The 23,422-nt window shown below is 44.4% G+C and carries 21 protein-coding genes and 5 tRNA genes; 2 read left to right on the top strand and 24 right to left on the bottom strand.

The genetic code is table 11. The features are described 5' to 3' along the window. Positions 1 to 68: 68 nt before the first annotated feature. The 24 genes from L1D21_RS11295 to orn all read right to left on the bottom strand — a co-directional run bounded on the left by L1D21_RS11295 (position 69) and on the right by orn (position 21,351). On the bottom strand, positions 69 to 1,214 hold the full coding sequence (locus L1D21_RS11295; protein WP_239845350.1) for an HDOD domain-containing protein: 1,146 nt from the start codon (positions 1,212 to 1,214) through the stop codon (positions 69 to 71). 391 nt (positions 1,215 to 1,605) lie between these two features. Next, the gene (locus L1D21_RS11290; RefSeq protein ID WP_239845349.1) at positions 1,606 to 4,080 is read right to left on the bottom strand and encodes a prolyl oligopeptidase family serine peptidase; all 2,475 of its coding nucleotides are present in this window, start codon (positions 4,078 to 4,080) and stop codon (positions 1,606 to 1,608) included. Positions 4,081 to 4,236: 156 nt separating this feature from the next. Further along, a complete protein-coding gene (locus L1D21_RS11285; RefSeq protein WP_239845348.1) occupies positions 4,237 to 4,812 on the bottom strand; it encodes an aminodeoxychorismate/anthranilate synthase component II in 576 nt (191 codons plus the stop codon). Positions 4,813 to 5,002: 190 nt separating this feature from the next. Further along, entirely contained in the window at positions 5,003 to 5,452 is a 450-nt protein-coding gene (locus tag L1D21_RS11280) for a ClpXP protease specificity-enhancing factor (protein WP_239845347.1), read from the bottom strand. After that, positions 5,452 to 6,081, bottom strand: a complete 630-nt coding sequence (gene sspA, locus L1D21_RS11275; protein WP_239845346.1) for a stringent starvation protein SspA — start codon at positions 6,079 to 6,081, stop codon at positions 5,452 to 5,454. Before sspA ends, L1D21_RS11280 begins: the two co-directional genes overlap by 1 nt. Positions 6,082 to 6,187: 106 nt before the next feature. Next, positions 6,188 to 6,889 (bottom strand): cytochrome c1, encoded by a 702-nt coding sequence (locus tag L1D21_RS11270; RefSeq protein WP_239845345.1) that lies wholly within the window; start codon positions 6,887 to 6,889, stop codon positions 6,188 to 6,190. Further along, positions 6,889 to 8,103 carry a cytochrome bc complex cytochrome b subunit gene (locus L1D21_RS11265; RefSeq protein WP_239845344.1) on the bottom strand — a complete coding sequence of 405 codons (1,215 nt, stop codon included), beginning with the start codon at positions 8,101 to 8,103 and terminating at the stop codon, positions 6,889 to 6,891. Before L1D21_RS11265 ends, L1D21_RS11270 begins: the two co-directional genes overlap by 1 nt. Continuing rightward, positions 8,103 to 8,693: a ubiquinol-cytochrome c reductase iron-sulfur subunit gene (gene petA, locus L1D21_RS11260; RefSeq protein WP_239845343.1), complete on the bottom strand. Its 591-nt coding sequence runs from the start codon at positions 8,691 to 8,693 to the stop codon at positions 8,103 to 8,105. Before petA ends, L1D21_RS11265 begins: the two co-directional genes overlap by 1 nt. A gap of 323 nt (positions 8,694 to 9,016) precedes the next feature. After that, positions 9,017 to 9,895: a protease modulator HflC gene (gene hflC, locus L1D21_RS11255; RefSeq protein ID WP_239845342.1), complete on the bottom strand. Its 879-nt coding sequence runs from the start codon at positions 9,893 to 9,895 to the stop codon at positions 9,017 to 9,019. Positions 9,896 to 9,897: 2 nt separating this feature from the next. Then, positions 9,898 to 11,040 (bottom strand): FtsH protease activity modulator HflK, encoded by a 1,143-nt coding sequence (gene hflK, locus L1D21_RS11250; RefSeq protein WP_239845341.1) that lies wholly within the window; start codon positions 11,038 to 11,040, stop codon positions 9,898 to 9,900. A gap of 36 nt (positions 11,041 to 11,076) precedes the next feature. Beyond that, the gene (gene hflX / locus L1D21_RS11245; RefSeq protein WP_239845340.1) at positions 11,077 to 12,378 is read right to left on the bottom strand and encodes a ribosome rescue GTPase HflX; all 1,302 of its coding nucleotides are present in this window, start codon (positions 12,376 to 12,378) and stop codon (positions 11,077 to 11,079) included. 20 nt (positions 12,379 to 12,398) lie between these two features. Continuing rightward, a complete protein-coding gene (hfq, locus tag L1D21_RS11240; RefSeq protein ID WP_239845339.1) occupies positions 12,399 to 12,674 on the bottom strand; it encodes an RNA chaperone Hfq in 276 nt (91 codons plus the stop codon). A gap of 94 nt (positions 12,675 to 12,768) precedes the next feature. Further along, the gene (gene miaA / locus L1D21_RS11235) at positions 12,769 to 13,695 is read right to left on the bottom strand and encodes a tRNA (adenosine(37)-N6)-dimethylallyltransferase MiaA (protein ID WP_239845338.1); all 927 of its coding nucleotides are present in this window, start codon (positions 13,693 to 13,695) and stop codon (positions 12,769 to 12,771) included. Continuing rightward, positions 13,682 to 15,541, bottom strand: a complete 1,860-nt coding sequence (gene mutL, locus L1D21_RS11230; protein ID WP_239845337.1) for a DNA mismatch repair endonuclease MutL — start codon at positions 15,539 to 15,541, stop codon at positions 13,682 to 13,684. The genes miaA and mutL overlap by 14 nt, the downstream gene beginning before the upstream one ends. 9 nt (positions 15,542 to 15,550) lie before the next feature. Beyond that, complete coding sequence (locus tag L1D21_RS11225; protein ID WP_239845336.1) at positions 15,551 to 16,873, bottom strand: N-acetylmuramoyl-L-alanine amidase; 1,323 nt, start codon at positions 16,871 to 16,873, stop codon at positions 15,551 to 15,553. A 73-nt stretch (positions 16,874 to 16,946) separates the two neighbouring features. After that, entirely contained in the window at positions 16,947 to 17,414 is a 468-nt protein-coding gene (tsaE, locus tag L1D21_RS11220; protein WP_239845596.1) for a tRNA (adenosine(37)-N6)-threonylcarbamoyltransferase complex ATPase subunit type 1 TsaE, read from the bottom strand. 107 nt (positions 17,415 to 17,521) lie between these two features. Continuing rightward, positions 17,522 to 19,000, bottom strand: coding sequence for an NAD(P)H-hydrate dehydratase (locus tag L1D21_RS11215; RefSeq protein WP_239845335.1), 1,479 nt, complete (start codon positions 18,998 to 19,000; stop codon positions 17,522 to 17,524). 362 nt (positions 19,001 to 19,362) lie between these two features. Continuing rightward, positions 19,363 to 19,818, bottom strand: a complete 456-nt coding sequence (locus L1D21_RS11210; protein ID WP_239845334.1) for a hypothetical protein — start codon at positions 19,816 to 19,818, stop codon at positions 19,363 to 19,365. A 331-nt stretch (positions 19,819 to 20,149) separates the two neighbouring features. Next, positions 20,150 to 20,225: transfer RNA gene (locus tag L1D21_RS11205), tRNA-Gly, on the bottom strand. A gap of 41 nt (positions 20,226 to 20,266) precedes the next feature. Continuing rightward, positions 20,267 to 20,366: transfer RNA gene (locus L1D21_RS11200), tRNA-Gly, on the bottom strand. Positions 20,367 to 20,383: 17 nt separating this feature from the next. Continuing rightward, a tRNA-Gly gene (locus tag L1D21_RS11195) sits at positions 20,384 to 20,459 on the bottom strand. A gap of 41 nt (positions 20,460 to 20,500) precedes the next feature. Beyond that, positions 20,501 to 20,601, bottom strand: a tRNA-Gly gene (locus L1D21_RS11190). A 17-nt stretch (positions 20,602 to 20,618) separates the two neighbouring features. Then, positions 20,619 to 20,694 (bottom strand) — tRNA-Gly (locus L1D21_RS11185). A 111-nt stretch (positions 20,695 to 20,805) separates the two neighbouring features. Next, positions 20,806 to 21,351 carry an oligoribonuclease gene (gene orn, locus L1D21_RS11180; protein WP_239845333.1) on the bottom strand — a complete coding sequence of 182 codons (546 nt, stop codon included), beginning with the start codon at positions 21,349 to 21,351 and terminating at the stop codon, positions 20,806 to 20,808. Between the two features lie 113 nt (positions 21,352 to 21,464). Between orn and rsgA the strand changes: the two genes are divergently transcribed. Continuing rightward, complete coding sequence (rsgA, locus tag L1D21_RS11175) at positions 21,465 to 22,520, top strand: small ribosomal subunit biogenesis GTPase RsgA (protein WP_239845332.1); 1,056 nt, start codon at positions 21,465 to 21,467, stop codon at positions 22,518 to 22,520. Between the two features lie 35 nt (positions 22,521 to 22,555). Continuing rightward, positions 22,556 to 23,416 (top strand): archaetidylserine decarboxylase, encoded by an 861-nt coding sequence (asd, locus tag L1D21_RS11170; RefSeq protein ID WP_239845331.1) that lies wholly within the window; start codon positions 22,556 to 22,558, stop codon positions 23,414 to 23,416. Positions 23,417 to 23,422 lie beyond the last annotated feature (6 nt).

Genomic DNA, 23,422 nt, shown 5'->3' with positions numbered 1-23,422 from the left:
GATAATGAGTGACTTTTGTGAAATATGCTGTTTTTTGAAGCGTTTTTAAAATAGGCCTTGATCACCCCTCAGCCGATTTCAAGTTTACGAAAGTTTTGCCCTTGTAGTCGGATAAGCTGCTGCTCGGTTAATTCATAATAGTCAAACATCAACTGCTTTTCTTTGGGCGTTATCATGCGCATATCTTCCAACATCATCATCTTGGCATAACAACTCGCCTGAGCCACCAGAGCAGCATATTCAGACAGCTCACTATAGCTCAGGCAGGTATCGAGCTCTCTTTGCACTTGAGTCAGCGGGCTCTGCTCAAACTTAAGTAAACTCAATAATTGCCAATTAAGGCGATGGGCATGAACTAAAGTTTGCTTCAAGACGTTAGAGGCGGGAAACTCCGTTGCCAATACTGCATCATAAACGGCTTTCTCTTGGTTATGATTGGCCTCTTTCAACCAGCTACCCCAGACTTGCTCAAAGACTTTAGCCGCATGTTTTAATACCACAGAGCTCCCTAGCTGATGCAATAGCCCACAGCTATACGCTAACGCGTTATTTTTCTGTTCCAACTGGGCTAAGGCTTTAGCTGCGATAGCGGTTAATATGGAGTAACGCCACAGCTTACGAGTCGTCCAAAGCAGATTAGGTTGACCACTGGGTAACCAGTTTCGCAAGCAAAAATAGGGGATCAGACTCTGCAAGTTTTCCATACCAATAAAATTAAGCACAAGCTTAAGATCGGAGACTTTAACTTCTGAGCGCTGCACACCATGGTGACGAAACGAGGGGCTGTTAACTATATTAGTTAAATCTCGGCACAACCAAGGAAGATCGCTAATTAGGGTACGTAATCGTCTCAAATCGGCATTTTTATGTTGTAGTACTTCAAGTATCAACACCTGGGTTTCGTTGATTCCAGATTGTTGTAACAACAACTGCGGCGAAGCGAGTTGATCATCTAAAGTTGAATTAACCGTATCGATTAACTGACCCGAAACCGATTCGAAAGGTTGCTGCTGCTCAAGTTGTTTTGACAGGCGATTACGGATGGCTTGGCGCTCAATTTCCAGCTTATTGGCATCATCTTCCAATGATTTATCGAGCTCGGCAAACATGGGCAACGGCGCTTTATGCTGACCGACAATGATTTGCTGTAACAGACGATGCTCGATATCCACTATCACACCGGGTCGTACTCCGCCTGAAATCGATTTTCCCACCTAGCCTTTCTCCATTTAGCTTATACCTAATATTACACATCCAGTAATACTGGCTTCAGTATATTCCTTATTACAGCGCTTATTTAATCATTGTTGCGACTTAAAATCACGACTAGATGTATGAATATTTCGCCAGCGCACGATTAGATTGCTAATACCAATCGCAGTAATTATCTGATCATTCTTGCTAGTTAAAATCGCCGATAACTGTTGTAAATTTTGCAATTAGAATAACTAGTGACTGCAATTTACGCCTTGTTCTCGACAATTTTTCCTGCGCCCTTTTCTGTTACAAACGGGCTGATCACTAATTTACTTTGATTGGTATAAATCCTGCTATCTATTTCAAAGCCATAAAAAAACAGGCCTCATATGAGGCCTGTTAGATTAACTATTTAAGCTCTTGCTCAAACAGTTTAAAGATACGTCGATATTCATCTAACCAACTCGATGGCTGACGGAAACCATGCGGCTCAACTGGATAGATAGCCGTTTCAAACATCGGCTTTTCTAGCTCAATCAAACGCTGTACCACACGTACACTGTCTTGGAAGAAGACGTTGTCGTCGAGTACACCACTCATGATCAGTAGTGGCTTTTGTAGACCCTGTGCATGCTCAATCGGCGAGCTACGCTCATAAGCGATTGCATCGACATCTGGCGTGTTGAGGATATTTGAAGTATACGGTGCATTATAATGCGCCCAATCACTTACTGGTCGCAGCGCAGCCCCCGCTTGGAAGAGTTCTGGCTCGGTAAATAGCGACATAAAGGTTAAAAAGCCACCGTATGAACCACCATAAGTCCCCACGTGGTTAGCATCGACATTGGCATTTGCCGCCATCCAGCTTACGCCGTCTTTTAAATCTTCCACTTCTGGATGACCCATGTTGCGGTAGATAGCGGTACGCCAGTCGCGTCCGTAACCTTTAGAACCACGGTAATCCATGTCCATCACTACATAGCCGTGTTGGCTCAATAGATTGTGGAACATAAACTCACGGAAATAACCTGAGAAGCCATAATGGGCATTCTGTAAATAACCTGCCCCATGGTTAAAGATCACCGCAGGATATTTATCTGCGTTGTTCTTATCATAGCCTTGGGGTAGATACACACGAGCATAGATATCAGCAGCACCATGAGATGACTTCATTTTAACCACTTCAGGCGCTTGCCAAGGATATTGAGCAAATGCATCACTGGTGTAATGAGTTAGCTGTTTTAGTTCTCCGCCAATAGGCTGAACAAAAAGCTCGTTAGGCTGTGTACGGCGTGAAGCGTTAAGCAATAGCTTAGTGCCGTCAGGGCTCAAGCTATAGTCAAGCTGACCATCCCATTGGGTCAACTGTTCACTCTTACCGCTAGCGATCTCAACACGATAAACGTTATCGATACCTGGATGATCTTTATTCGCTTTGTAGTAGATGAACTGCGCTTTAGGACCTAAGGTAATATCACTCACCACATATTGACCTTGAGTTAGGGCGTTGGCTTTTGTGCCTTGCTCCTTAAGGTAAAGCTGTGAATAGCCAGTCTCTTCTGACAAGTAATAAAGCGTATCGCTATTAGGTAACCAACCAAACTGGTTAAAGTCGTAGTTAACCCAGGCATCGTCATGCAATCTGTGCTGAGTAACAAGCTTACCGGCATCTAAATCAACCGTGGCTAACCAACGATCTTTGTTATCGACAGCTTCGAGCATCACGGCAACTTTATCGGTATCGGTTTGCCATTGAATCGCACTTTGTCTCCAGCCCCAATCTTGCATTAGCTGAATTTTACGTGGTGCTTTCTCACTCTTGTAAGACTCACCTTTGGCTTGCGCATTTTCAGCTTTAACCGCTGCAAGTACGTCTTCATCATAACCATCGAGTCCCTCGATAGTGATATCGTGCTGCTTGTGTTGCTGCAAATCCAGTACCACTAAACGCTCACCAGGAGGATTATCTTCAGCCACGCGAGCGCGAGCAGGAACCGCATCTATATAACCATCGCTGCCTAAGTAGTTAGGCATGATGTCATGCTCACTGCGCCAGCTATAGTTCTTGTCGATAAGCGATAGCAGTAGATAGCGCCCATCAGGAGAAAGACTCATCTCTGAGACTCTTTCACTGTCGCCCAGATACCAAGTTTTAGCGGCAAGAGTAGGATCGGCTTTATCTAACTCAGCTTGATACTCTTCACGCTGCTTGGCATTGCTCTGCTGCAGAGCCACATAATTAATTAACCTATGTTGCTGCTTCGCGATATAACTGCTTGGCGCTTTAACACCTTGTGGCTCCTTGGCCATCTTGATGCTAGCCAACTGCTCAAAAAGACCTGTGTCTTGATGAATCCTAAATAGCTGCTCACCTTGCCAGAAAGCAATATCACCATTATTTAAAAAGCGTACACCATCGACCTTGGTATTTTGGCGAGTCAGCTGTTGAACTTTGCCACTGGCCAAATCTTTAACGAACAAGTTGCCTTGATAGATGTAAGCTTTGCGAGTGTGCTTGCTGTCAAACACGCCACGTTGCTGATCAGCAAGATGCAGTTGCTCAAGCGATAGCTGGCTAGCGCTGCTGGCATCTAACGATTGTTGATAATAATCACGCACAGGAGAGCGGTCGGCTTGACGAGTAAAATAGATAGATTGGCTGTCGTCACTCCAATATTCACCCTTGGCAAAAATCCCCATCCAGTCGGGGTTAGCCATAATTTGATTCAATGTTAGCGCTTGATCGACGCTTGGTGGTGTGGCGAGAGGAACGGAAACGGCTTGATTCGATTGTTCGGCTTGTGGTTGAGGAGTGACTGCACATCCCCCTAAAATGGTGATAGTCAACAAGCTAAGACCTACACCTCGAATTACACGCGACATCTTTCTTCCTTATAGTTATTACCCCGCAGGCCTTCGCCGCAAGGTCATTCTTTTGCCGCCTTTTATACCATAAATAGACTGGAGATCGGGGAATGATTAAGCATAAATCATGTAACAGATTGAAAACAGATTGAGCGGATAGTTTGGCTGGACGTGTTATACAGCGAAATCGACGAAATTTTTCAGCAGCGACAGACCTTGCTCGGTCAATATGGATTCAGGGTGAAACTGTACCCCATAGATAGGCAAGCTCTTATGATGCATGGCCATAATTTCATGGCCATGAATAGGATCGTCAAACCAAGCATCGAGCTCAAAACCCTGCGGCACTTGCTCTACTAGCAAGGAATGATAACGCGTCACCGTTAATGGCAGATTTAATCCGGCAAACAAGCCTTGCTGCTTGTGTTGAATTTGACTGGTTTTACCATGCATCACACGCTTGGCACGAACAACTTTGGCACCAAAAACTTGTGCAATAGCTTGATGCCCCAAACAAACCCCCAGAATCGGCAGCTTGCCAGCAAAATGACGAATCGCCTGCAGCGAAACTCCCGCCTCAGTAGGCGAACACGGACCAGGTGAGATCACCAATAAGTCCGGCGCCAAAGCTTCAATCTGCTCCAGCGTAACCGCATCATTACGTTTTACTACGACCTCCTGGCCCAGCTGCTGAAAATACTGAACCAGATTGAAGGTAAAAGAATCATAATTGTCGATCATCAAGATCATATGCGTGTAACAGACCTAAATAAGAACGGGTTAATTTTGTGGCGCAGATGCTAACACAGAGTGCAGCAGGATTCATCTACTTGGCGGAGGCTTGAGGTTATGATATTCAAGCCAAACCGTCTCAATCTGCTACAAAATAGTGGCAAAAAAAAACCAGTCTAAGACTGGCTTTTTTCAACAACTAAATAAGCTACTTAACCACGGTCAAATGACCACGACGCTTAGGCTTATCATCCTGTTTTGACTTAGATTCTGTTGATTCTTCAATACTAGGCTCTTCGACAACGCTCAGGCCAGCTTCTTCGGGTTCAACCTCATAAGCTTCTTCCTGATCGAAAACCGTACCAGCACCATTTTCACGGGCATAGATAGCAACAATCGCCGCCATAGGTAAAACAACTTGTTGAGGAACGCCACCAAAACGGGCATTAAACTCAATAAAGTCATGACCAATTTGAAGATTACCTACTGCACTAGAAGTAATGTTCAACACAATCTGTCCATCTTTGACATATTGCTGTGGCACTTGAGTACCTGGAACATAAGCATCCACCACCACATGGGGGGTCAGCTCATTGTCCATTAGCCAATCATAATAGGCTTGCAACAAATAGGGACGATTAGGTGTCATCGGTTTCATTAGATACCCATGCGCATTTCGCGCTCGGCCTCTGTAAGCGACGCTTTAAATGATTCACGATCGAAGATACGTGTCATATAAGCTTTCACTTCTTTGGCGGTACGGCTATCGAGTTCGATACCCAGTACAGGCAAACGCCATAATAATGGACCTAAGTAGCAATCGGCTAAACCGAACTCTTCAGCCATAAAATATGGCATTTCATTGAAGATGGGCGCGATTGCGGTCAAGCTTTCTTGTAACTCTTTACGAGCCGCATCAGCACGGTCACCATGACGAATACGATCCACTAATGTGTACCAATCATTTTCAATACGGTGCATCATCAAACGAGTCTGACCACGAGATACAGGATACACAGGCATCAGAGGTGGATGAGGAAAACGCTCGTCCAGATATTCCATAATGATGCGTGAGTTATAAAGCACCAATTCACGGTCAACAAGTGTTGGAACTGTATTATATGGATTTAGCTCAATAAGATCTTCAGGCATCTCACTAGGGTCAACCTGCAAAACATCGACAGTGACGCCTTTTTCCGCCAAGACAATACGTACTTGATGGCTATAGAGATCGTCAGCGCCTGAAAACAGGGTCATGATTGAGCGTTTATTGGCAGCAACAGCCATTGATACCCTCCAAAATTAAATCAAAAGCTAAAAAAGCAAAAACAAACGAGGGGCAAAGCCCCCCGTTTAGAATATGCGGATAATACATTCTAACCTTTATTGGGGGTTAGTGTACATCTTTCCAGTATTCTTTCTTCAGCAGATAAGCCACAACGAAGAAAATAAACAGGAAGCCCAAGACCCACCAACCTAAGCTTTCACGCTCAAGTTTGACAGGATCACCCGAATAAACGAGGAAGCCTGTAATGTCACGAACCACTTGATCATACTCTTCAGCAGATAGCTTGCCGCCTGTGGTTACAAAGCTGCCATCGTCTTGCTTAACCGACAGGCCTTGTAACTCTTGAAGCACGTGTGGCATTGCTACAGATGGGAATACTGTGTTGTTCACACCAAAAGGACGGCTATCATCTTTATAGAAGCTCTTTAGGTATGTGTATATCCAATCTTCACCGCGAACACGAGCAACCAGAGTTAAATCTGGTGGCGCCGCGCCGAACCACTTGGCTGCATCAACTTCAGAGATAGAGTTCTCCATCAAGTCACCCACTTTAGCGCCTTCGATGAACATATACTTGTTACGCATATCATCGATTGAGATGCCTAAATCTTCGGCCACTCGGTTATAACGCTGGTATTGGGTGCTATGACAACCAGAACAATACTGCTGGAATGATGCCAAACCGCGCTCTAGAGACTCTTTGTCATGTAGGTCGACGTTAGCACTTTCTAAATGTACATGTGCTCCACCCGCCGCAAAAGCAAGCGTTGGTACTAATGTAACTAATGCAATCAATAATTTTTTCATTAGTGAGTCAACCTCTCTGGTACAGGCTTAGTTTTCTCATTCTTGCTGTAAATCCATAGCGCAAGGAAGAAACCGAAGTAGGTCAGAGTAAAGATACGTGCCGCGATGGTTAACGTCGGTGTAGCAGGAACTGCACCCAAGTAACCTAGTACCACGAACGATACAGCAAACTGACTGATATTCAGTTTGTGGATCATGCTACGGTAACGGATAGACTTAACATTACAACGATCTAACCATGGAAGTACGAACAACACAGCAATCGCTAAGCCCATGCCGACGACACCTAACAGCTTGTCAGGAATAGCACGCAAGATGGCGTAGAATGGTGTGAAGTACCAAACTGGCGCAATATGTTCAGGCGTCTTCATCGGGTTAGCCGCTTCGAAGTTTGGCTTCTCTAGGAAGTATCCACCGCCTTCAGGCATAAAGAACAGCACATAACAGAAGACAATCAGGAAGCCAGCAACGCCCATGATATCTTTAACTGTGTAGTACGGGTGGAATGGGATACCATCTTTTGGCCAGCCATTCTCATCTTTGTTCTTCTTGATTTCGATACCGTCTGGGTTGTTTGAACCCACTTCATGCAGTGCAATCAAGTGTAGGAATACCAACACAACCAACACTAATGGCAATGCAATAACATGCAATGCAAAGAAGCGGTTTAGGGTCGCACCCGATACAACGAAGTCACCACGGATCCAAAGTGTCAGGTCATCACCAATCACAGGAATCGCGCCAAATAGCGAGATAATTACCTGAGCGCCCCAGTAAGACATTTGTCCCCAAGGCAGTAGATAACCCATAAAGGCTTCAGCCATCAACACTAAGAAAATCAGCATACCGAATAGCCAGAGTAATTCTCTAGGCTTCTGGTATGAGCCGTAGATAAGACCACGGAACATGTGCAGATATATCACCACGAAGAATGCCGATGCGCCTGTTGAGTGCATATAACGTAGCAACCAACCGTATTCCACATCACGCATAATATATTCAACAGAAGCAAAAGCGCCCTCTGCTGTTGGCACGTAATTCATGGTCAACCAAATACCTGTAAGTAACTGGTTAACAAGCACTAGCATGGCTAGTGAGCCAAAGAAGTACCAAAAGTTAAAGTTTGATGGCGTTGCATATTGACCAACATGACGGTTGTAGGTCGCCGTCATTGGGATGCGTGCATCAATCCAATCAATAATATTCTTAACCATTACGCAGCCCCTTGGTCGACACCGATGATCACATGACCATCATCGATATATTGATGAGGTGGAACGACAAGATTCAATGGAGCTGGTACGCCTTGGAATACACGACCGGCCATGTCAAATTTAGAACCGTGACATGGGCAGAAGAAACCAGAGGCAACACCTTCAACTTGCTCTCCGAAAGTATCAGGCAGATACGTTGGAGAACAACCAAGGTGGGTACAAAGACCTACAGCGATAAAATACTCAGGCTTAATTGAGCGAACCGCATTCTGCGCATAAGCAGGTTGCTGTTCTTCTGTAGAAGCTGGATCTCGTAATTTATCGTCATGCGTAGCAAGACCTTCCAAAATCGCTTCTGTGCGACGGACAACCCATACAGGCTTTCCACGCCACTCAACGCGGATCAATTGACCCGGCTCTACTTTACTAATATTTACTTCAACCGGTGCACCTGCAGCTTTCGCTTTGGCACTCGGATTCCATGACTTTATAAACGGGACCGCCACAGCGACGGCACCAGCACCACCTACTACGGCGGTGGCTGCGGTCAGAAATCTGCGACGTCCGGTATCGACTGGCGCATTGCTCATCCACTTATCTCCAGAGAGTGTTGGAATTTTTGTTTTAAAAAATTTTTATGGGGTTACACCCCAAAGCGCAAAAATCAAATTTGAGGCGGGGCTCATTATAGCCAAAAATTAGAACCAGATCATAGTAAAACAAGGAACAAAGTTAACTATGTCAGCAAATTCAGCACTCAAGTGCATTATTAGTAAGGAGAAAGGCCGAAATATCGATTGATTTTATAAATAAGAATAGAAATCAGTTAAAAACAAGTTTAACTAAATTAGTAACTTGCATATCTCAAATACAAAAAAGCCCGAACTAGTCGGGCTTTTTTCATGTTTAGCAGTTATTTACCGCTAGAATGCTTCATATATTTGAAGAAGTCACTGTCAGGCTCTAGCACCATAACATTAGAGCCCCCTTCAAAACTTGCGTTGTAAGCTTCTAAGCTGCGTAAAAACGAATAAAACTCTGGATCTTTGTTGTAAGCATCAGCATAGATTTTCGCGGCGATAGCATCACCGTCACCACGAACCGATAACGCTTTACGCTCCGCTTCGGCGATTTGAATTTCTACGCTTGCATCAGTCTTAGCACGAATGATCTCAGATTGCTCTTTACCCTGTGCACGATGCTCTTTTGCTACCGCGGTACGCTCAGCGCGCATACGTTGATAAATACTTGAGCTCACGTTAGCAGGTAAATTAATTTGCTTAACACGAACATCAACCACTTCGATACCTAGGTCTTTGGCACTTTCAGAGGCATTCTTTAATGCATCTTGCTGTAACTCATCACGACTACCAGAAACAATATCTTTAATGGTACGGCGACCAAATTCAGTACGTAAATCGTTGTTGATCTTACGTTGAAGTAGCGATTCAGCTTGAACCTTGTTACCACCGTTAGTTGCCAGATAATATTTCTCATGATCGAAGATGCGCCACTTCACATAAGAATCGACCATTAAGTCTTTCTTCTCTGAAGTCACAAAACGATCTGCGGCACCATCCATCGTCTGGATACGTGAGTCGAGTAACTTAATCTTGTCGATCAATGGTAATTTAATGTGTAAGCCCGGCTCATATATCCGCGTTACGCCATCGTCTTTCAAGATTTTACCAAAGCGAGACACAATAGCACGCTCACCTTCATTGACCACCAACAGCGAGGACAAACCTACAGCAATCAAGATAGCCACAATAATGACGGTTAATCTACCCATGATTAGTTTCTCCCCTGACGAGTATTATCGCTACGACTCGGACGACCATCGAGTGGAATACGCATGCTATTAACCACGCTATTCACTGAACTATCCGCCGAAGAGTCTGTCGTCGTTGCAGCCTTAGGTTGTTGAATGGTCTTACTCTTATCCATCAACTTATCCAGAGGAAGATACATCATGTTGCCGTTGCTCTTAGCATCGACCAAAACCTTGTTTGCGCCAGAGTAAACTTTAGACATAGCATCAATATAAAGACGGTTACGTGTTACTTCTGGTGCCGCTTTGTATTCAGGTAACAGCTTCTCAAAACGAGCGACTTTACCACGGGCTTCTAAGATTTCACGCTCTTTATAGGCGTTAGCCTGCTGCTCCATACGTTGTACAGTACCACGGGCCTTAGGCTCAATCTCACGAGAATAAGCTTCAGCTTCACGAATAAAACGCTGTTCATCTTCTTGTGCTGCAATAGCGTCATCAAAGGCATCTTTCACCTCTTCAGGTGGACGCGCAGGCAAGAAGTTAACATCACGGATCTCAATCCCTAAATTGTAAGGTGCAATAATGCGATTGACTTCATCCCAAGTATCACGACGGATCTGATCACGACCTGTGGTCAGGATGTCATCCATCTTGTTATGACCCACAACATAACGCAGTGCACTATCAGTGGCCTCACGTAAACTTGAGTTAGCGTCAACTGCACTGAACAGATAACGATACGGATCAACCACAATATATTGCACGTCAAGCTCGACCAATACGACGTTTTCGTCTGCGGTCAGCATACTACCCGATGCAGGGATTGAACGAACATTACTGACGTTTACCGCATGTACATCATCGATAAAAGTTGCTTTCCACTGTAAGCCAGGCTCCACTTGACCAATATATTGACCAAAACGTAATGCCACGCCTTTTTCAGCTTCTTTGATGGTGTAAAAACCCGAAAGCCCCCACACCACGACGGCGATACCTAAGACAATAACGAATCCTAATGCACTGAATCCGCCGCCAGAACCTTTTCCGCCAAAGCGCTTAGAAATATTCTTAAACACTTCGTCTAGATCTGGTGGCCCTTTGTCATTGCCATTTTTGTTTCCCCAAGGGTCTTGCCCCTTGTTACCGGGCTCGTTCCAAGCCATTTAGCACTCCATAGGTGTATGAATTAAACGAGGTTACTAAAGCTCTACTGCTGCTTTTTCAACAATAAAGGTTTCTAACTCTCCTTGGCTCTGCTTCGTTAATCGATGCCAATCGGCCTCTAATAAACGTACAGATAGGATACAGTTCCCCAAATCGTCATACTCTTTCTGCTGTATCACATTCAGTCGATAAAACTGACCAAGATAATGTCCAGCCTTTGCTGGTATTTGTAAGGTCAACTCAACAATGACGTTACCAACAATCTGGTTAATCGCCTCTTCGATGAGTTCTAAGCCTTCGCCTTGTTGGGCCGAAACCCAAACGCGCGTTGGAACCCCATCACTATCGTAATCGATCTTTGGGCCGACCTCTTCCAACAGGTCAATCTTATTACAGACAACCAATTGTGGAATATCTTCGGCACCAATTTCTTTGAGCACCAACTGAACTTGCTCAAAATTATCACCCATATTGTCATCAGCACAATCGACAACATGCAGCAACAGATCTGCCTCTCGAGTCTCTTGTAAGGTCGCCTTAAAGGCGGCAACAAGATCGTGAGGCAGATGCCGAATAAAACCAACGGTATCGGCTAAAATCACCGGACCATCTTTTAATTCTAACTTTCTCAAAGTTGGATCAAGTGTGGCAAACAACTGATCTGCCGCATAAACCTCTGACACCGTAAGAGAGTTAAATAATGTTGACTTACCCGCGTTGGTGTATCCCACCAAAGAAACGGTGGCAAGCTCACTTCGCTGACGCGCACGTCGACTCTGCTCACGCTGTTTATCAACTTTTTCCAAACGCTTATTAATAGTCTTAATACGACCACGTAATAGACGTCTATCTGTTTCGAGCTGAGTTTCACCCGGACCGCGTAAACCGATCCCCCCTTTTTGTCTTTCAAGGTGGGTCCAGCCTCTAATTAGGCGAGTCGACATGTGGCGCAATTGCGCTAGCTCCACTTGTAACTTGCCTTCATATGTACGCGCACGCTGGGCAAAAATATCTAGGATCAACGTGGTGCGATCTAACACGCGGCATTGGCAAATCTGCTCAAGATTACGCTCTTGGGCAGGACTCAACGGATGATTGAAAATCACCACACTTGCTTCAGTTGCAGCAACTAATGCCGCTAACTCTTCTGCTTTTCCCGATCCTACAAAAAACTTTCTATCTGGAGACCTGCGACTTCCGGTGATCACACCAACGGTTTCAGCACCTGCCGACTCGACCAATAAACGAAGTTCAGTAATATCTTCTCTACTGTCTTCATCAGAAAAGTCGATATGAACAAGGACTGCTGCATCTCCCGCTTCATAGCGATCAAACAAAAAGTAAACTCCTCAGGAAATTATTCAGCACTATCGTCTTGAGCGGTATTAAAACCTGCTCCTTGACTTGGTGCATGGTGATTGCTCACGTTAAATGGACGCGCCGGTACCACAGTAGAAATGGCATGCTTGTATACCATTTGGCTGACAGTGTTCTTCAATAAAATAACAAACTGATCGAATGACTCAACCTGTCCTTGAAGTTTGATACCATTAACGAGGTAAATAGATACAGGAACGCGTTCACGACGTAATGCGTTCAAAAATGGGTCTTGTAAAGATTGCCCCTTTGCCATTTTATAATTTCCTTTTTATTAAAATTAAATAAAACCAAACACAACAATCAATTTTTTAGTTTGGTTTTAGTATTATATAGAGTGAATAAATTAGCTAGCGACAATAATGTATTAGTCTAGCTAGATTTGATTCATCACCACTCTCTAACCAATTAAGCTCAGTCCATCCCCGCAACCATGTTAATTGACGCTTAGCTAATTGCCTAGTAGCAACTACAGATTTTTCGACCATAGTATCATAGTCGTACTCACCTTCTAGGTATTGCCACACTTGGCGATAGCCAACACATCGCATCGAAGGGAGGTCTATATGCAAATCTCCTCGTGCCTTGAGGGCTTGTACCTCTTCAATGAAGCCTTGGTTTAGCATCAATTTAAATCTTTGCTCAATCACCTGATGCAGTAATTTACGATCTTTCGGTGCTATACCAAATTGGACTACATTATAAGGTAATGCTTCGGCTTTCACTTGAGTCAGCTCGGTAAGGCTCTTACCACTGATACGATACACTTCCAATGCGCGCGACAATCGCTGCGGATCATTAGGATGAATTCGTTCAGCCGACACAGGGTCAACTTGCTGTAATTGCTGATGCAAAACTTGCCAACCAAGGGTATCTGCCTCTTGAGCAATATCGGCACGAATAGCCTCATCAGCAGCCGGTAAAGGAGATAAGCCCTCTAATAATGCCTTGAAATACAGCATTGTACCGCCCACTAACAAGGGCGTTTTTCCCGCCGCAAGAATAGCTTCTATTTCATTAATCGCATCGGTGCGAAAATCCGCAGCCGAATAACTTTCATTTGGATCACGAATGTCGATTAATCGATGGGGAGCTAACGCCAGCTCTTCAGCTGTCGGCTTAGCACTACCGATATCCATGCCGCGATAGATTAATGCAGAGTCAACCGAGATAATTTCGCAGCGATGATTAGCCACCAACTCCATAGCCAGAGCTGTCTTCCCTGAAGCCGTCGGCCCCATTAAGGTCAATATTGTCGGCTTATTATCGCTCGTCACTCGTTTGCTCACTTAACCAAGTTTGCCAAGGCAGAGCCTTAGCCTTTGAAATCATCTGTTGTTGCTGAGTTTCATCCAATAAACAAAACTCAGACCATAATGCCGCTGCCGAAGTAAACTGGTTACGGCTCTGGATAAGTAACCAATTAACTAATGCCTCATCAGTGGGTTGCTCAAATCGAATCCATTGCAATAATTCGGGTATCACATCGGCTAACTGGCTTTGCCTTAGATATGGGGGCACTTTTTTAATAATCAACTGGCCTAGGCGAATCGTCAGTTCAATACCTAGTTTTCTTAATAATACTGCTCGCTGCTCGAGTGTATCGGCCCAATCATCATGAGCTTTCACCGACACTGGCATCAATAAAGGTTGGCTGACTAAGCCGGACGCTAACTTGTACTCTATCTGCTGACGAGTCAAAAAGGCCGCTACGCTATCGAACGCCAAGATACGTAGTTCGTCGGCATTGGCGATAACCCAAAACTTTCCAGCTAAAACTGCAGGCATTTGCGGCTCATGATTTCGATGCACGTTTGATGGACTAACACTGGGAGTAGTTAATAGCTGGGCATAATTGTCAACGGCTAGCTGTGACGGCAACTCTGCCGATTGATAACGATTATTACCACCCTGGTTTGAACGACTGCTGTACGGTATTACAGGTTTCTCGGTAACAGAATGTGATCTTCTCGGCGTATCAAACACCAAGCTAGAAGGCTGTTGTGCTTGCTCTCTATCGCGCTGATATTGCTCTTGATGATAATGCTGTTCAGAAGGCTGTTCTGTCGTTTCATTCCTAGTGCTCACTATGGATTCACTGGCGCCACCTGTACCCAGTGATAACACTTCAGCTTGCGCTAAGGCCGATTGCAGTGCCTGCAAAATAAAATCATGTACATAACGACTCTCATGAAAACGTACTTCATGTTTTGCCGGATGCACATTGACATCCACTTGATGTGGATCGAGGTTAAGCATCAAAACATAACCGGCTTGGATACCGTCAAGCTGCTCGGCAAAGGCTTGTCGAACTGCATGATTAACTAAACGGTCACGCACCAGCCTTCCATTAACATAGAAGTACTGAGTATCAGTTGTACTCACCTCAAAATAGGGTGATTGAATATAACCCTTTAATTGCAAGCCGTTGTGCTCGCAGTCAACAGCCAGCGCATGTTCGGCAAACTGCTTACCACTCACCTGTGCCAGTCGCTGCAGGTATTGTTGCTCGGTATTAGCTGGGCGATAATTACGCACCATTTTACCGTTATGCTTCAAGGTAAAATGAATGTCACTTCTCACCAGTGCAATACGCTTTAACCACTCATCAATATGAGTAAATTCAGTTTTATCACTCTTTAAAAAGCGGCGTCTTGCCGGAGTATTGAAGAACAGATCCACGGCTTCGACAGTTGACCCTACCGGATGCGCAGCAGGTACTATCTTCACCGCCATATCCGATCCTTCGGCATAAGCTTGCCAAGCTTCTGTTTGCTCTGCAGTGCGGGAAGTAAAGGTTAAGCGAGAAACCGAGCTGATACTGGCCAGCGCCTCACCACGAAAACCGAAACTGAGAATCGCATCAAGGTCGTCTAAACTCGCCAGCTTGGAGGTAGCATGTCGAGACAGGGCAAGGCTTAGCTCATCTTTTGGGATCCCAGAGCCATTGTCTTGAATTTTAATTAATTTACTACCGCCTTTATCGATTTCAATCTCAACCTTGGTCGCGCCAGCATCTAAACTGTTTTCCACCAACTCTTTAATTACCGATGCAGGGCGTTCAACCACTTCACCGGCAGCAATTTGGTTAGCCAGCTGGGGAGGCAAAACTTTAATGGTCATTTTGACTCCTTAGGCGCGGGGAATAACTAACTTCTGGCCGATACGTAAGGTATTGGATTTGAGGTTATTCGCCTTTTTGATACTGTCAATTGATACCTGATAACGATGCGCAATCACAGATAAAGATTCACCTTTTGCCACTTTATGGCTCGCACCTTTGTTATTAGCCATTAGGGTATTAACGGGGGGATTATCTTCAAAATAACGTAACACTCCTCGATGAACCGCTGAAGCAATACGATTTTGATGTTCACGTTGAGTCAATAATCGCTCTTCTCTATGGTTTGAGATAAACCCCGTCTCAACCAAAATAGAAGGAATATCTGGCGACTTTAATACTGCAAAGCTGGCCGACTCAGGGCGATGTTTATGTAATTTGGTAACCTTGCCTAAATTGGAGAGCACATCACCAGCGATGTTATGGCTAATAGCCATCGACCTATCCATCGACATATCTAATAACGTCATCGCCAAATATTGTTCATTATCAGTATTTTGAATAATTTCGCCTGCACCACCGAGCAGTTCAGAATGTTTCTCTTTCTTCTCTAACCAGCGACCGATCTCACTATTAGCCCTGCGCATCGACAATACCCAAACCGACGCCCCCTGCGGCTGAGGATTGGTAAAGGCATCGGCGTGAATAGAGACTAATAAATCCGCTTTATTGCTACGAGCAAGCTCAGAACGCTTGTTCAGGTTAACGAAGTAATCTCCCGAACGGGTCATAATTGCCTTCATACCTGGCGTGGCATTAATTTTAGCCTCAAGTTTTTTGGCTATCTGTAAGGTGATTTTCTTTTCATAAATACCTGATGGACCAATAGAACCGGGATCGTCACCACCATGCCCTGCATCGATGGCCACAATGACATCGCGCAGCTTTTGCTGTGTGTGAACCTTAGGTTCGCTCTTGGTATTGCTGACAGAGTCATCCAGATCAACCACTAAACGGTTACCGTAAGGCGCTGTAGGAGATAGAGCAAACAAATTCGCTTTAGCGGGTTTAACCAAGTCAATTACCACCCTCAAAGTACCTTTTGAAGGAGACTTAGAAATGCGGACTTTCTTAACCAGTTTACTGTTGTTTTCAATCTTACCCAGATCTAACTTAGTCGCGGTCGAGTCAAAATCCACCACCAAGCGATAGGGGCTCGTCAGGGTAAAATCGCTGTATTTAGGTGGCTTACTTAAGTCAAACACTACCCGCGTCGAATCAGGTGCAGCCCAGATTCGAACACCTTCTAACTTATTTGCGCTTTGGGCAACAGCTGGCATACATAGCAGCAAAAGCACCAAAATAGATCTTATTATCGATTCAATTCTTATCATTATTAGGCAAACTATCTTACGGCTTCCATGTAATTAACAGTGGTCATTCAGACATATAGGTTTCAATTAATAATCAGTTTGCAAGCTTAGCTGCGGTTAACAGGGTTTCACCCGCGAGTGTTTGCGCTGTTAACGTCACTTCTCTTCCTTGTTGCAAATACTTAATATCAATCAATAAATCAGCGGCAGGTAATATTCCCGCACCTTTATCTGGCCACTCAACAATACATAAACTTGTGTCGGCGAAATAATCTCTTATCCCCATAAACTCAAGCTCTTCGGCATCGCTTAAACGGTAAAGATCAAAATGGTATATATCCATTCCGGCCAACTCATAGGGTTCCACTAAGGTATAGGTTGGACTCTTAACCGCACCTTTATGGCCTAAACTTTGAATTAGGCCACGACTAAATGTGGTTTTTCCTGCGCCTAATTCTCCGCTCAAATACAGTGTTAGTGGCGGTTGAATAGCTTGAGCTAACTTAGTTCCTAAGCTAACGGTTTCAATCTCATTTTCAAGATAAACTTTTACTGGCAGCATTTCTTCTTCGTCAAAATCCACAGGTGAAAATTCCAATAACAGCCAGATACTTTAACCCAAACTCCGGGCTAGCTAAACTAGCATCGACGCTTTTTACATCTTAAAGATTAAATCTTATCGACTAACAAACGAATAAAGGGAAACAGATCACAAGCCAACATACCCCGCTCCCCGTCTTTGGCAGCCATATCGGCAGCAACACCGTGGATAACAACCCCAGCACTCGCCGCATCCATGTTGGACATTCCTTGTGCCATTAATGCAGCAATAATCCCACCAAGTACATCACCGCTACCGCCACTAGCCAAACCGGGATTACCGACCGGTGCAACATGACATCGCTCACCGTCATAAATAATGCTTCCAGCTCCTTTAAGTACGATCACTCCACCAAATTTTTGCTGCAAAGCCCTTACAGCGGCAAAACGATCTTGTTCGATTTGCTCCACACTCACTCCCAGCAACCGCGCAGCCTCGCCACTATGAGGAGTCAGTACCCAATTATGCTGCTTTGCCGGTTCTGTAGCTAACAGGTTGAGTGCATCGGCGTCCATGACACAAGGCTTATCACTCAATGCAGTGGCCTTAAGCAAGTTATAACCCCAATCTTGCTTCCCAAGGCCAGGGCCAATTAACAAAACATCAGCCCATCCAAGGCGCTGATAAACTTCCATATCGACTAACTCACAACCCCAAAACATCAACTCAGGTCTGCCAGAATTAATCACCACAAGGTGCTGCGGACGAGAAATGACACAAACCAAGCCCGCGCCAGCTCGTAAACAGCTTTCCCCAGCCAGTCGGGTTGCACCGGCCATACCAATATCACCTCCGATCACAGTGACCTTACCGCAGGAACCTTTATGACTATGCTTTGCCCGAATCGGCAGACCTAAATCGGATTGTTGGTAAGCAATATTAAAACAATTGCTAGCGGGTAAGAACGGTGTTAATCCGAGATCGGTAAACCACAATTGTCCGACACAATCTCTCGCTTTAGCAGTGATCAACCCCTGCTTCATCGCTCCAAAAGTCAAAGTCGCATCGGCCTTAATCGCTAGCAATCCAGCCCCAGTGTCGGCAGCTATTCCTGAGGGAATATCCAGCGACAGAGTCCATGCCTGATGGGCATTAATCGCATTGATAACCTCAGCAAACTCAGCAGTAACCTCGCCGTGAAAACCTGTGCCCAATAGCCCCTCGACGATCACATCTGCATCATCAAGGGCTGCACCTAAATTTTCACTTAAACAGCCACCAGCGGTAATAAATGCTGCTTTTGCATGGACGTTCCCTGCACCTACTTCTTCGCGCGGGATGGCAAACAGGGCGACATTAGCACCAGCCTCGAGTAGTAAAGTGGCACAGATATAAGCATCCGCGCCGTTATTTCCATACCCAGCAATCACCGCAACTTTGCCACTACTACGCTGCAGTTGTTGTAAAAGATCGAATGCCGCTTGCCCTGCTCGCTCAATCAACTCAAATAGGCCAACTTCTCCTGAATGAATATAACTTGCCTCCGCCTCTCTTACGGTTTGCGCCCGATAAAGTGCTTTAGGCAACTGTTCATCTTTGAATAACATCGCAAGTCTCCTTACATCAAAGCTAATTCGAGTTTAAGTTAAGTTTGAGCATATTCGATATTGGAACCAAAATTCGTAAATAGATTCATCAGAACCTACACTTATTGAAGGAAGTTTGATCTTGCACAAAGTCAGGGACAACAGATGAAACTGTTTACATTAGTCATTTTAGTGCTGTCGATAGCGATTGTTATGTCACCATTACAGTCTCCGATATTGTTGCAAGGGTTAATGATTATATGCATAGCCCTAGTTGCCACGAGTCTGTACAAAGCCATCAAATCTTCACCGTCTGAAGATAAAAACCACAAGCATTGAGCATAAAAAAAGCACCCTAAGGTGCTTTTCAAAACAACTGAAAATTAGATATCATCCATTCTAATATAGCTATGTACTAATCGTTGCTGCTGGATCTTCTCAACGCGAATAAGATCGGCTAATGCACTTTTCACTTCGCCCGGAACCGACGATCTTTCTGTTTTTTCCAATAATCCAATAAGGCAATTGTCGAGTTCAAGATGGAGTTCTAACAAGCTTTCTTCATCCATATTGGCATGAATAACAATATCTTGGCATCGTTTAATAAAGTCTTCAAAAACAATATCGTTATACCAAAGCTCAAGTAGACGAGTCGGTGCTTCTTCAATGTAGTTGTCGATTTTCTTAGCAACATCTTTCTCATGCTGTTGTAAATATTCAAGCATCAACTTCACTCGAGATGAATCGACGCCTTCATGTAAACGGCGATATAGCTTAGCTATTTCTAAGCGACATTTTGAGACATACGCCAACTGTTCATTTAACTGTTGAAATCTCATCTTCTCTTCTCCATTCGATGCTGTATCGTGAGGCTGACTAATAATTTGGTTTTATTATGAAAGTATTTAGCCAATCTTTTTTTGAACAATGTCAAAGTTTATGTATTTTGACTCAAGCTACATTAGTAAAGATTAAATAAATGCCAATTAGGTCACAATCGATCAAAACGATAGCTTAAGACGATACAGCGAAGACTTATATCTAGAAAAAATTGATGAACAAAGAGCCCACTAAGCTAATGCCAATAAGCAGTAACCATCTATGGAAGATAGGAATGAATAAATCAGGAGAAAGTGAAACAAAAAAGAAAATCAAAGCAGAAATGAAAATTGGAGCGACATATCGGGTTCGAACCGATGACCTATACCTTGGCAAGGTATCGCTCTACCAACTGAGCTAATGTCGCGTAAATCTTTTATATTGTAGCTTTGGAGTGACTACAAATTTTGGAGCGACATACCTGGTTCGAAACTGAAACCGATGACCTATACCTTGGTAAGGCATCGCCCATTATCTCTATGCAAAGAGTCAACTGAGCTAATGTCGCATCTTTTATAAAAGCTTTGGAGCGACATATCGGGTTCGAACCGATGACCTATACCTTGGCAAGGTATCGCTCTACCAACTGAGCTAATGTCGCGTAAATCTTTTATATTGTAGCTTTGGTGTGACTACAAATTTTGGAGCGACATATCGGATTCGAAACTGAAAACCGATGACTAATACCTTGGTAAGGTATCGCCCATTATCTCTATGCAAAGAGTCAACTGAGCTAATGTCGCATTTTTTATAAAAGCTTTGGAGCGACATATCGGGTTCGAACCGATGACCTATACCTTGGCAAGGTATCGCTCTACCAACTGAGCTAATGTCGCATCTAAACTATTCAACTCTTCTTCGCGAGACCGCTAGTGAAAAGCTGAGGCCGCATTATAGGAGAATTTCGCCCGGCTGCAACCCCTTCTTGAAAAAATTGTATCGTTTGGTCAAATTTTAAATACTTTGTCACGATAGAACTGCAATTCAGCGATGGATTCTTGGATATCGACCAAGGCTTGATGAGTACCCTGCTTCTTAAATCCATCCATAACTTCTGGCTGCCAGCGTCTCACCAACTCTTTAACTGTGCTGACATCAATATTGCGATAATGGAAATAATCTTCCAGCTCTGGCATGTAGCGATTTAAAAAGCGTCTATCTTGTCCAATGCTGTTACCACACATGGGTGAAACACCTTTAGGCACATATTGAGATAAGAAGGCAATCGTCTGTTCAATCGCTTGCTGCTCACTGATATTACTGGCTTTAACTCGGTCGATTAAGCCAGAAGCACCATGATGTTGTTGATTCCAATCATCCATTGCAGCTAACAACTCATCAGATTGTTTGATAGCGAGCACCGGACCTTCGGCTAAAATATTAAGCTCTTTGTCGGTGACAATAGTCGCGATCTCAATAATTCTATCGACACTTGGCTCAAGCCCTGTCATCTCTAGATCAACCCAAATCAGATTCGTTTCATCTGCAGCCATAAGTGCCTTCTAACTCCTGTTTGCCTAAATTCAGGCTTTTTTATTTAAGACCGTGTATCATACTGCTTTTTTAGGCGACACAAAATAACCTTTATTTTGACGATGACAACACTGTGAGTAAAAAGAAACCCTTAAGCCAAGGCCAGCGCCGTCGTATGCGTGCTAATCATGAAAAACGTTTACAGCGTAAAGACGCAGGAGACGCAGTCACTGAACTACAGGATAGTTCATTAGGACCGGAACAACTTGGCACCGTCATCTCCCGTTTTGGTCAACATGCCGATATCGAAACCGAAGCAGGCCAACTGGTTCGCTGTAACATTCGCCGTAATATTCAAAGTTTAGTCACCGGAGATAAAGTGATTGTTCGTCTCGCTAACGAGACCACTGCCACTATTGCCGGTGTCGTTGAAGCTGTACACCCAAGACATTCATCGCTGTCTCGTCCCGATTTATATGACGGCATCAAAGTCATTGCCGCCAATATCGATCAGATTTTAATCGTATCCTCTGTCGTCCCTAGCTTTACGACTCAGATCATCGATCGCTATCTGGTCGCAGCAGAAGATACCGGTATTGTACCGGTGATCATTTTAAATAAAATCGACCTACTCACTGCCGAAGAAGCGCCAGAAGTGGAAGCGGCGCTGAAGCGTTATCAAGCTATCGGCTACCGTGTTTATCAAGTCAGTAGTTTAGACGGTAGTGGCGTCGACAGTATCAAAGCATTACTCAAAGACAAAGTCAGCGTGTTTGTCGGTCAGTCTGGTGTCGGAAAATCATCGTTAATTAATGCGCTATTACCCGACGCAGAGCTGCTTACCGGCGATGTTTCAGAAAACTCAGGCCTTGGACAACACACCACCACCACAGCTAGGCTGCTGCATTTTCCCAGTGGCGGTGACTTAGTTGACTCACCAGGAGTTCGAGAGTTTGCCTTATGGCATCTACCCGCAGAAAGGGTTGGCTGGTGCTTTGTCGAATTTAGAGATTACATAGGTACTTGTAAGTTTAGGGATTGCAAACATAAAAATGATCCCGGTTGTGCTATTACTGCCGCTTATGAAGATGGCAAAATAGCCGAAGACAGATATAACAACTATCATCGCATCATCGACAGTCTCGATGAACAGCGTCATGCACGTCATTTCAGAAATGATAACGACTAATAAAAATTGCATATTGTATTTGAAGGAAACAAAACGTGGACAAACTGAAAATTGCCTTGCAATACCTGCTACCTAAGCATTTATTATCGAGACTAGTCGGTAAATTGGCGGCAGCTGAACTTGGCCTAGTGACCACCAGCGTCATCAAATGGTTTATTAAGCAGTATAAAATCGATATGAGCGAAGCGGCTCAAAGTAATCCAGAAGCTTATACTAGCTTCAATGCATTTTTTACCCGTGCACTCAAACCTGGTATTCGTCCATTATGCCAAGATGATGACTATATTGTTCATCCTGTCGATGGTGCCGTCAGCCAATGTGGCCCCATCAGAGAAGGACGAATCTTCCAGGCTAAAGGCCATGATTACTCGGCACTAGCACTGTTAGGCGATCAAAGTGATGACGCCAAGCGTTTTGAAGGCGGCGATTTTGCCACAATCTATTTAGCGCCTAAAGATTATCATCGCATCCACATGCCAGTGAAAGGTACGCTGTCAAAGATGACCTATGTGCCGGGCGAGCTGTTTTCAGTTAACCCATTAACAGCCGAAAATGTGCCAGGCCTGTTTGCCCGCAATGAGCGTGTTGTAGCCATTTTTGAAACTGAAATTGGTCCAATGGCAATGGTATTAGTCGGCGCAACGATTGTTGCCAGTATTGAAACTGTTTGGGCAGGCACTGTCACTCCTCCTACGGGGAAAAAAGTCTTTACTTGGGATTACCCAACTGAAGGGCCTGATGCGCTGACACTCGATAAAGGTGACGAAATGGGTCGCTTTAAATTGGGCAGCACTGTGGTCATGCTATTTGCAAAAGATGCTATCGAAGATTTTGCCGATGGTGTTGAACCCAAGGCAGTGACTCGTATGGGTCAAGCCTTCGCTAAGATAGATTAAACCAAC

The sequence above is a fragment of the Shewanella sp. Isolate11 genome (genome assembly GCF_022398315.1).
In the GTDB taxonomy this organism is placed as follows: Bacteria; Pseudomonadota; Gammaproteobacteria; order Enterobacterales; family Shewanellaceae; genus Shewanella.
Note: the sequence above shows the minus strand (reverse complement) of the source record. Positions and strands in the feature narration are given on the sequence as shown.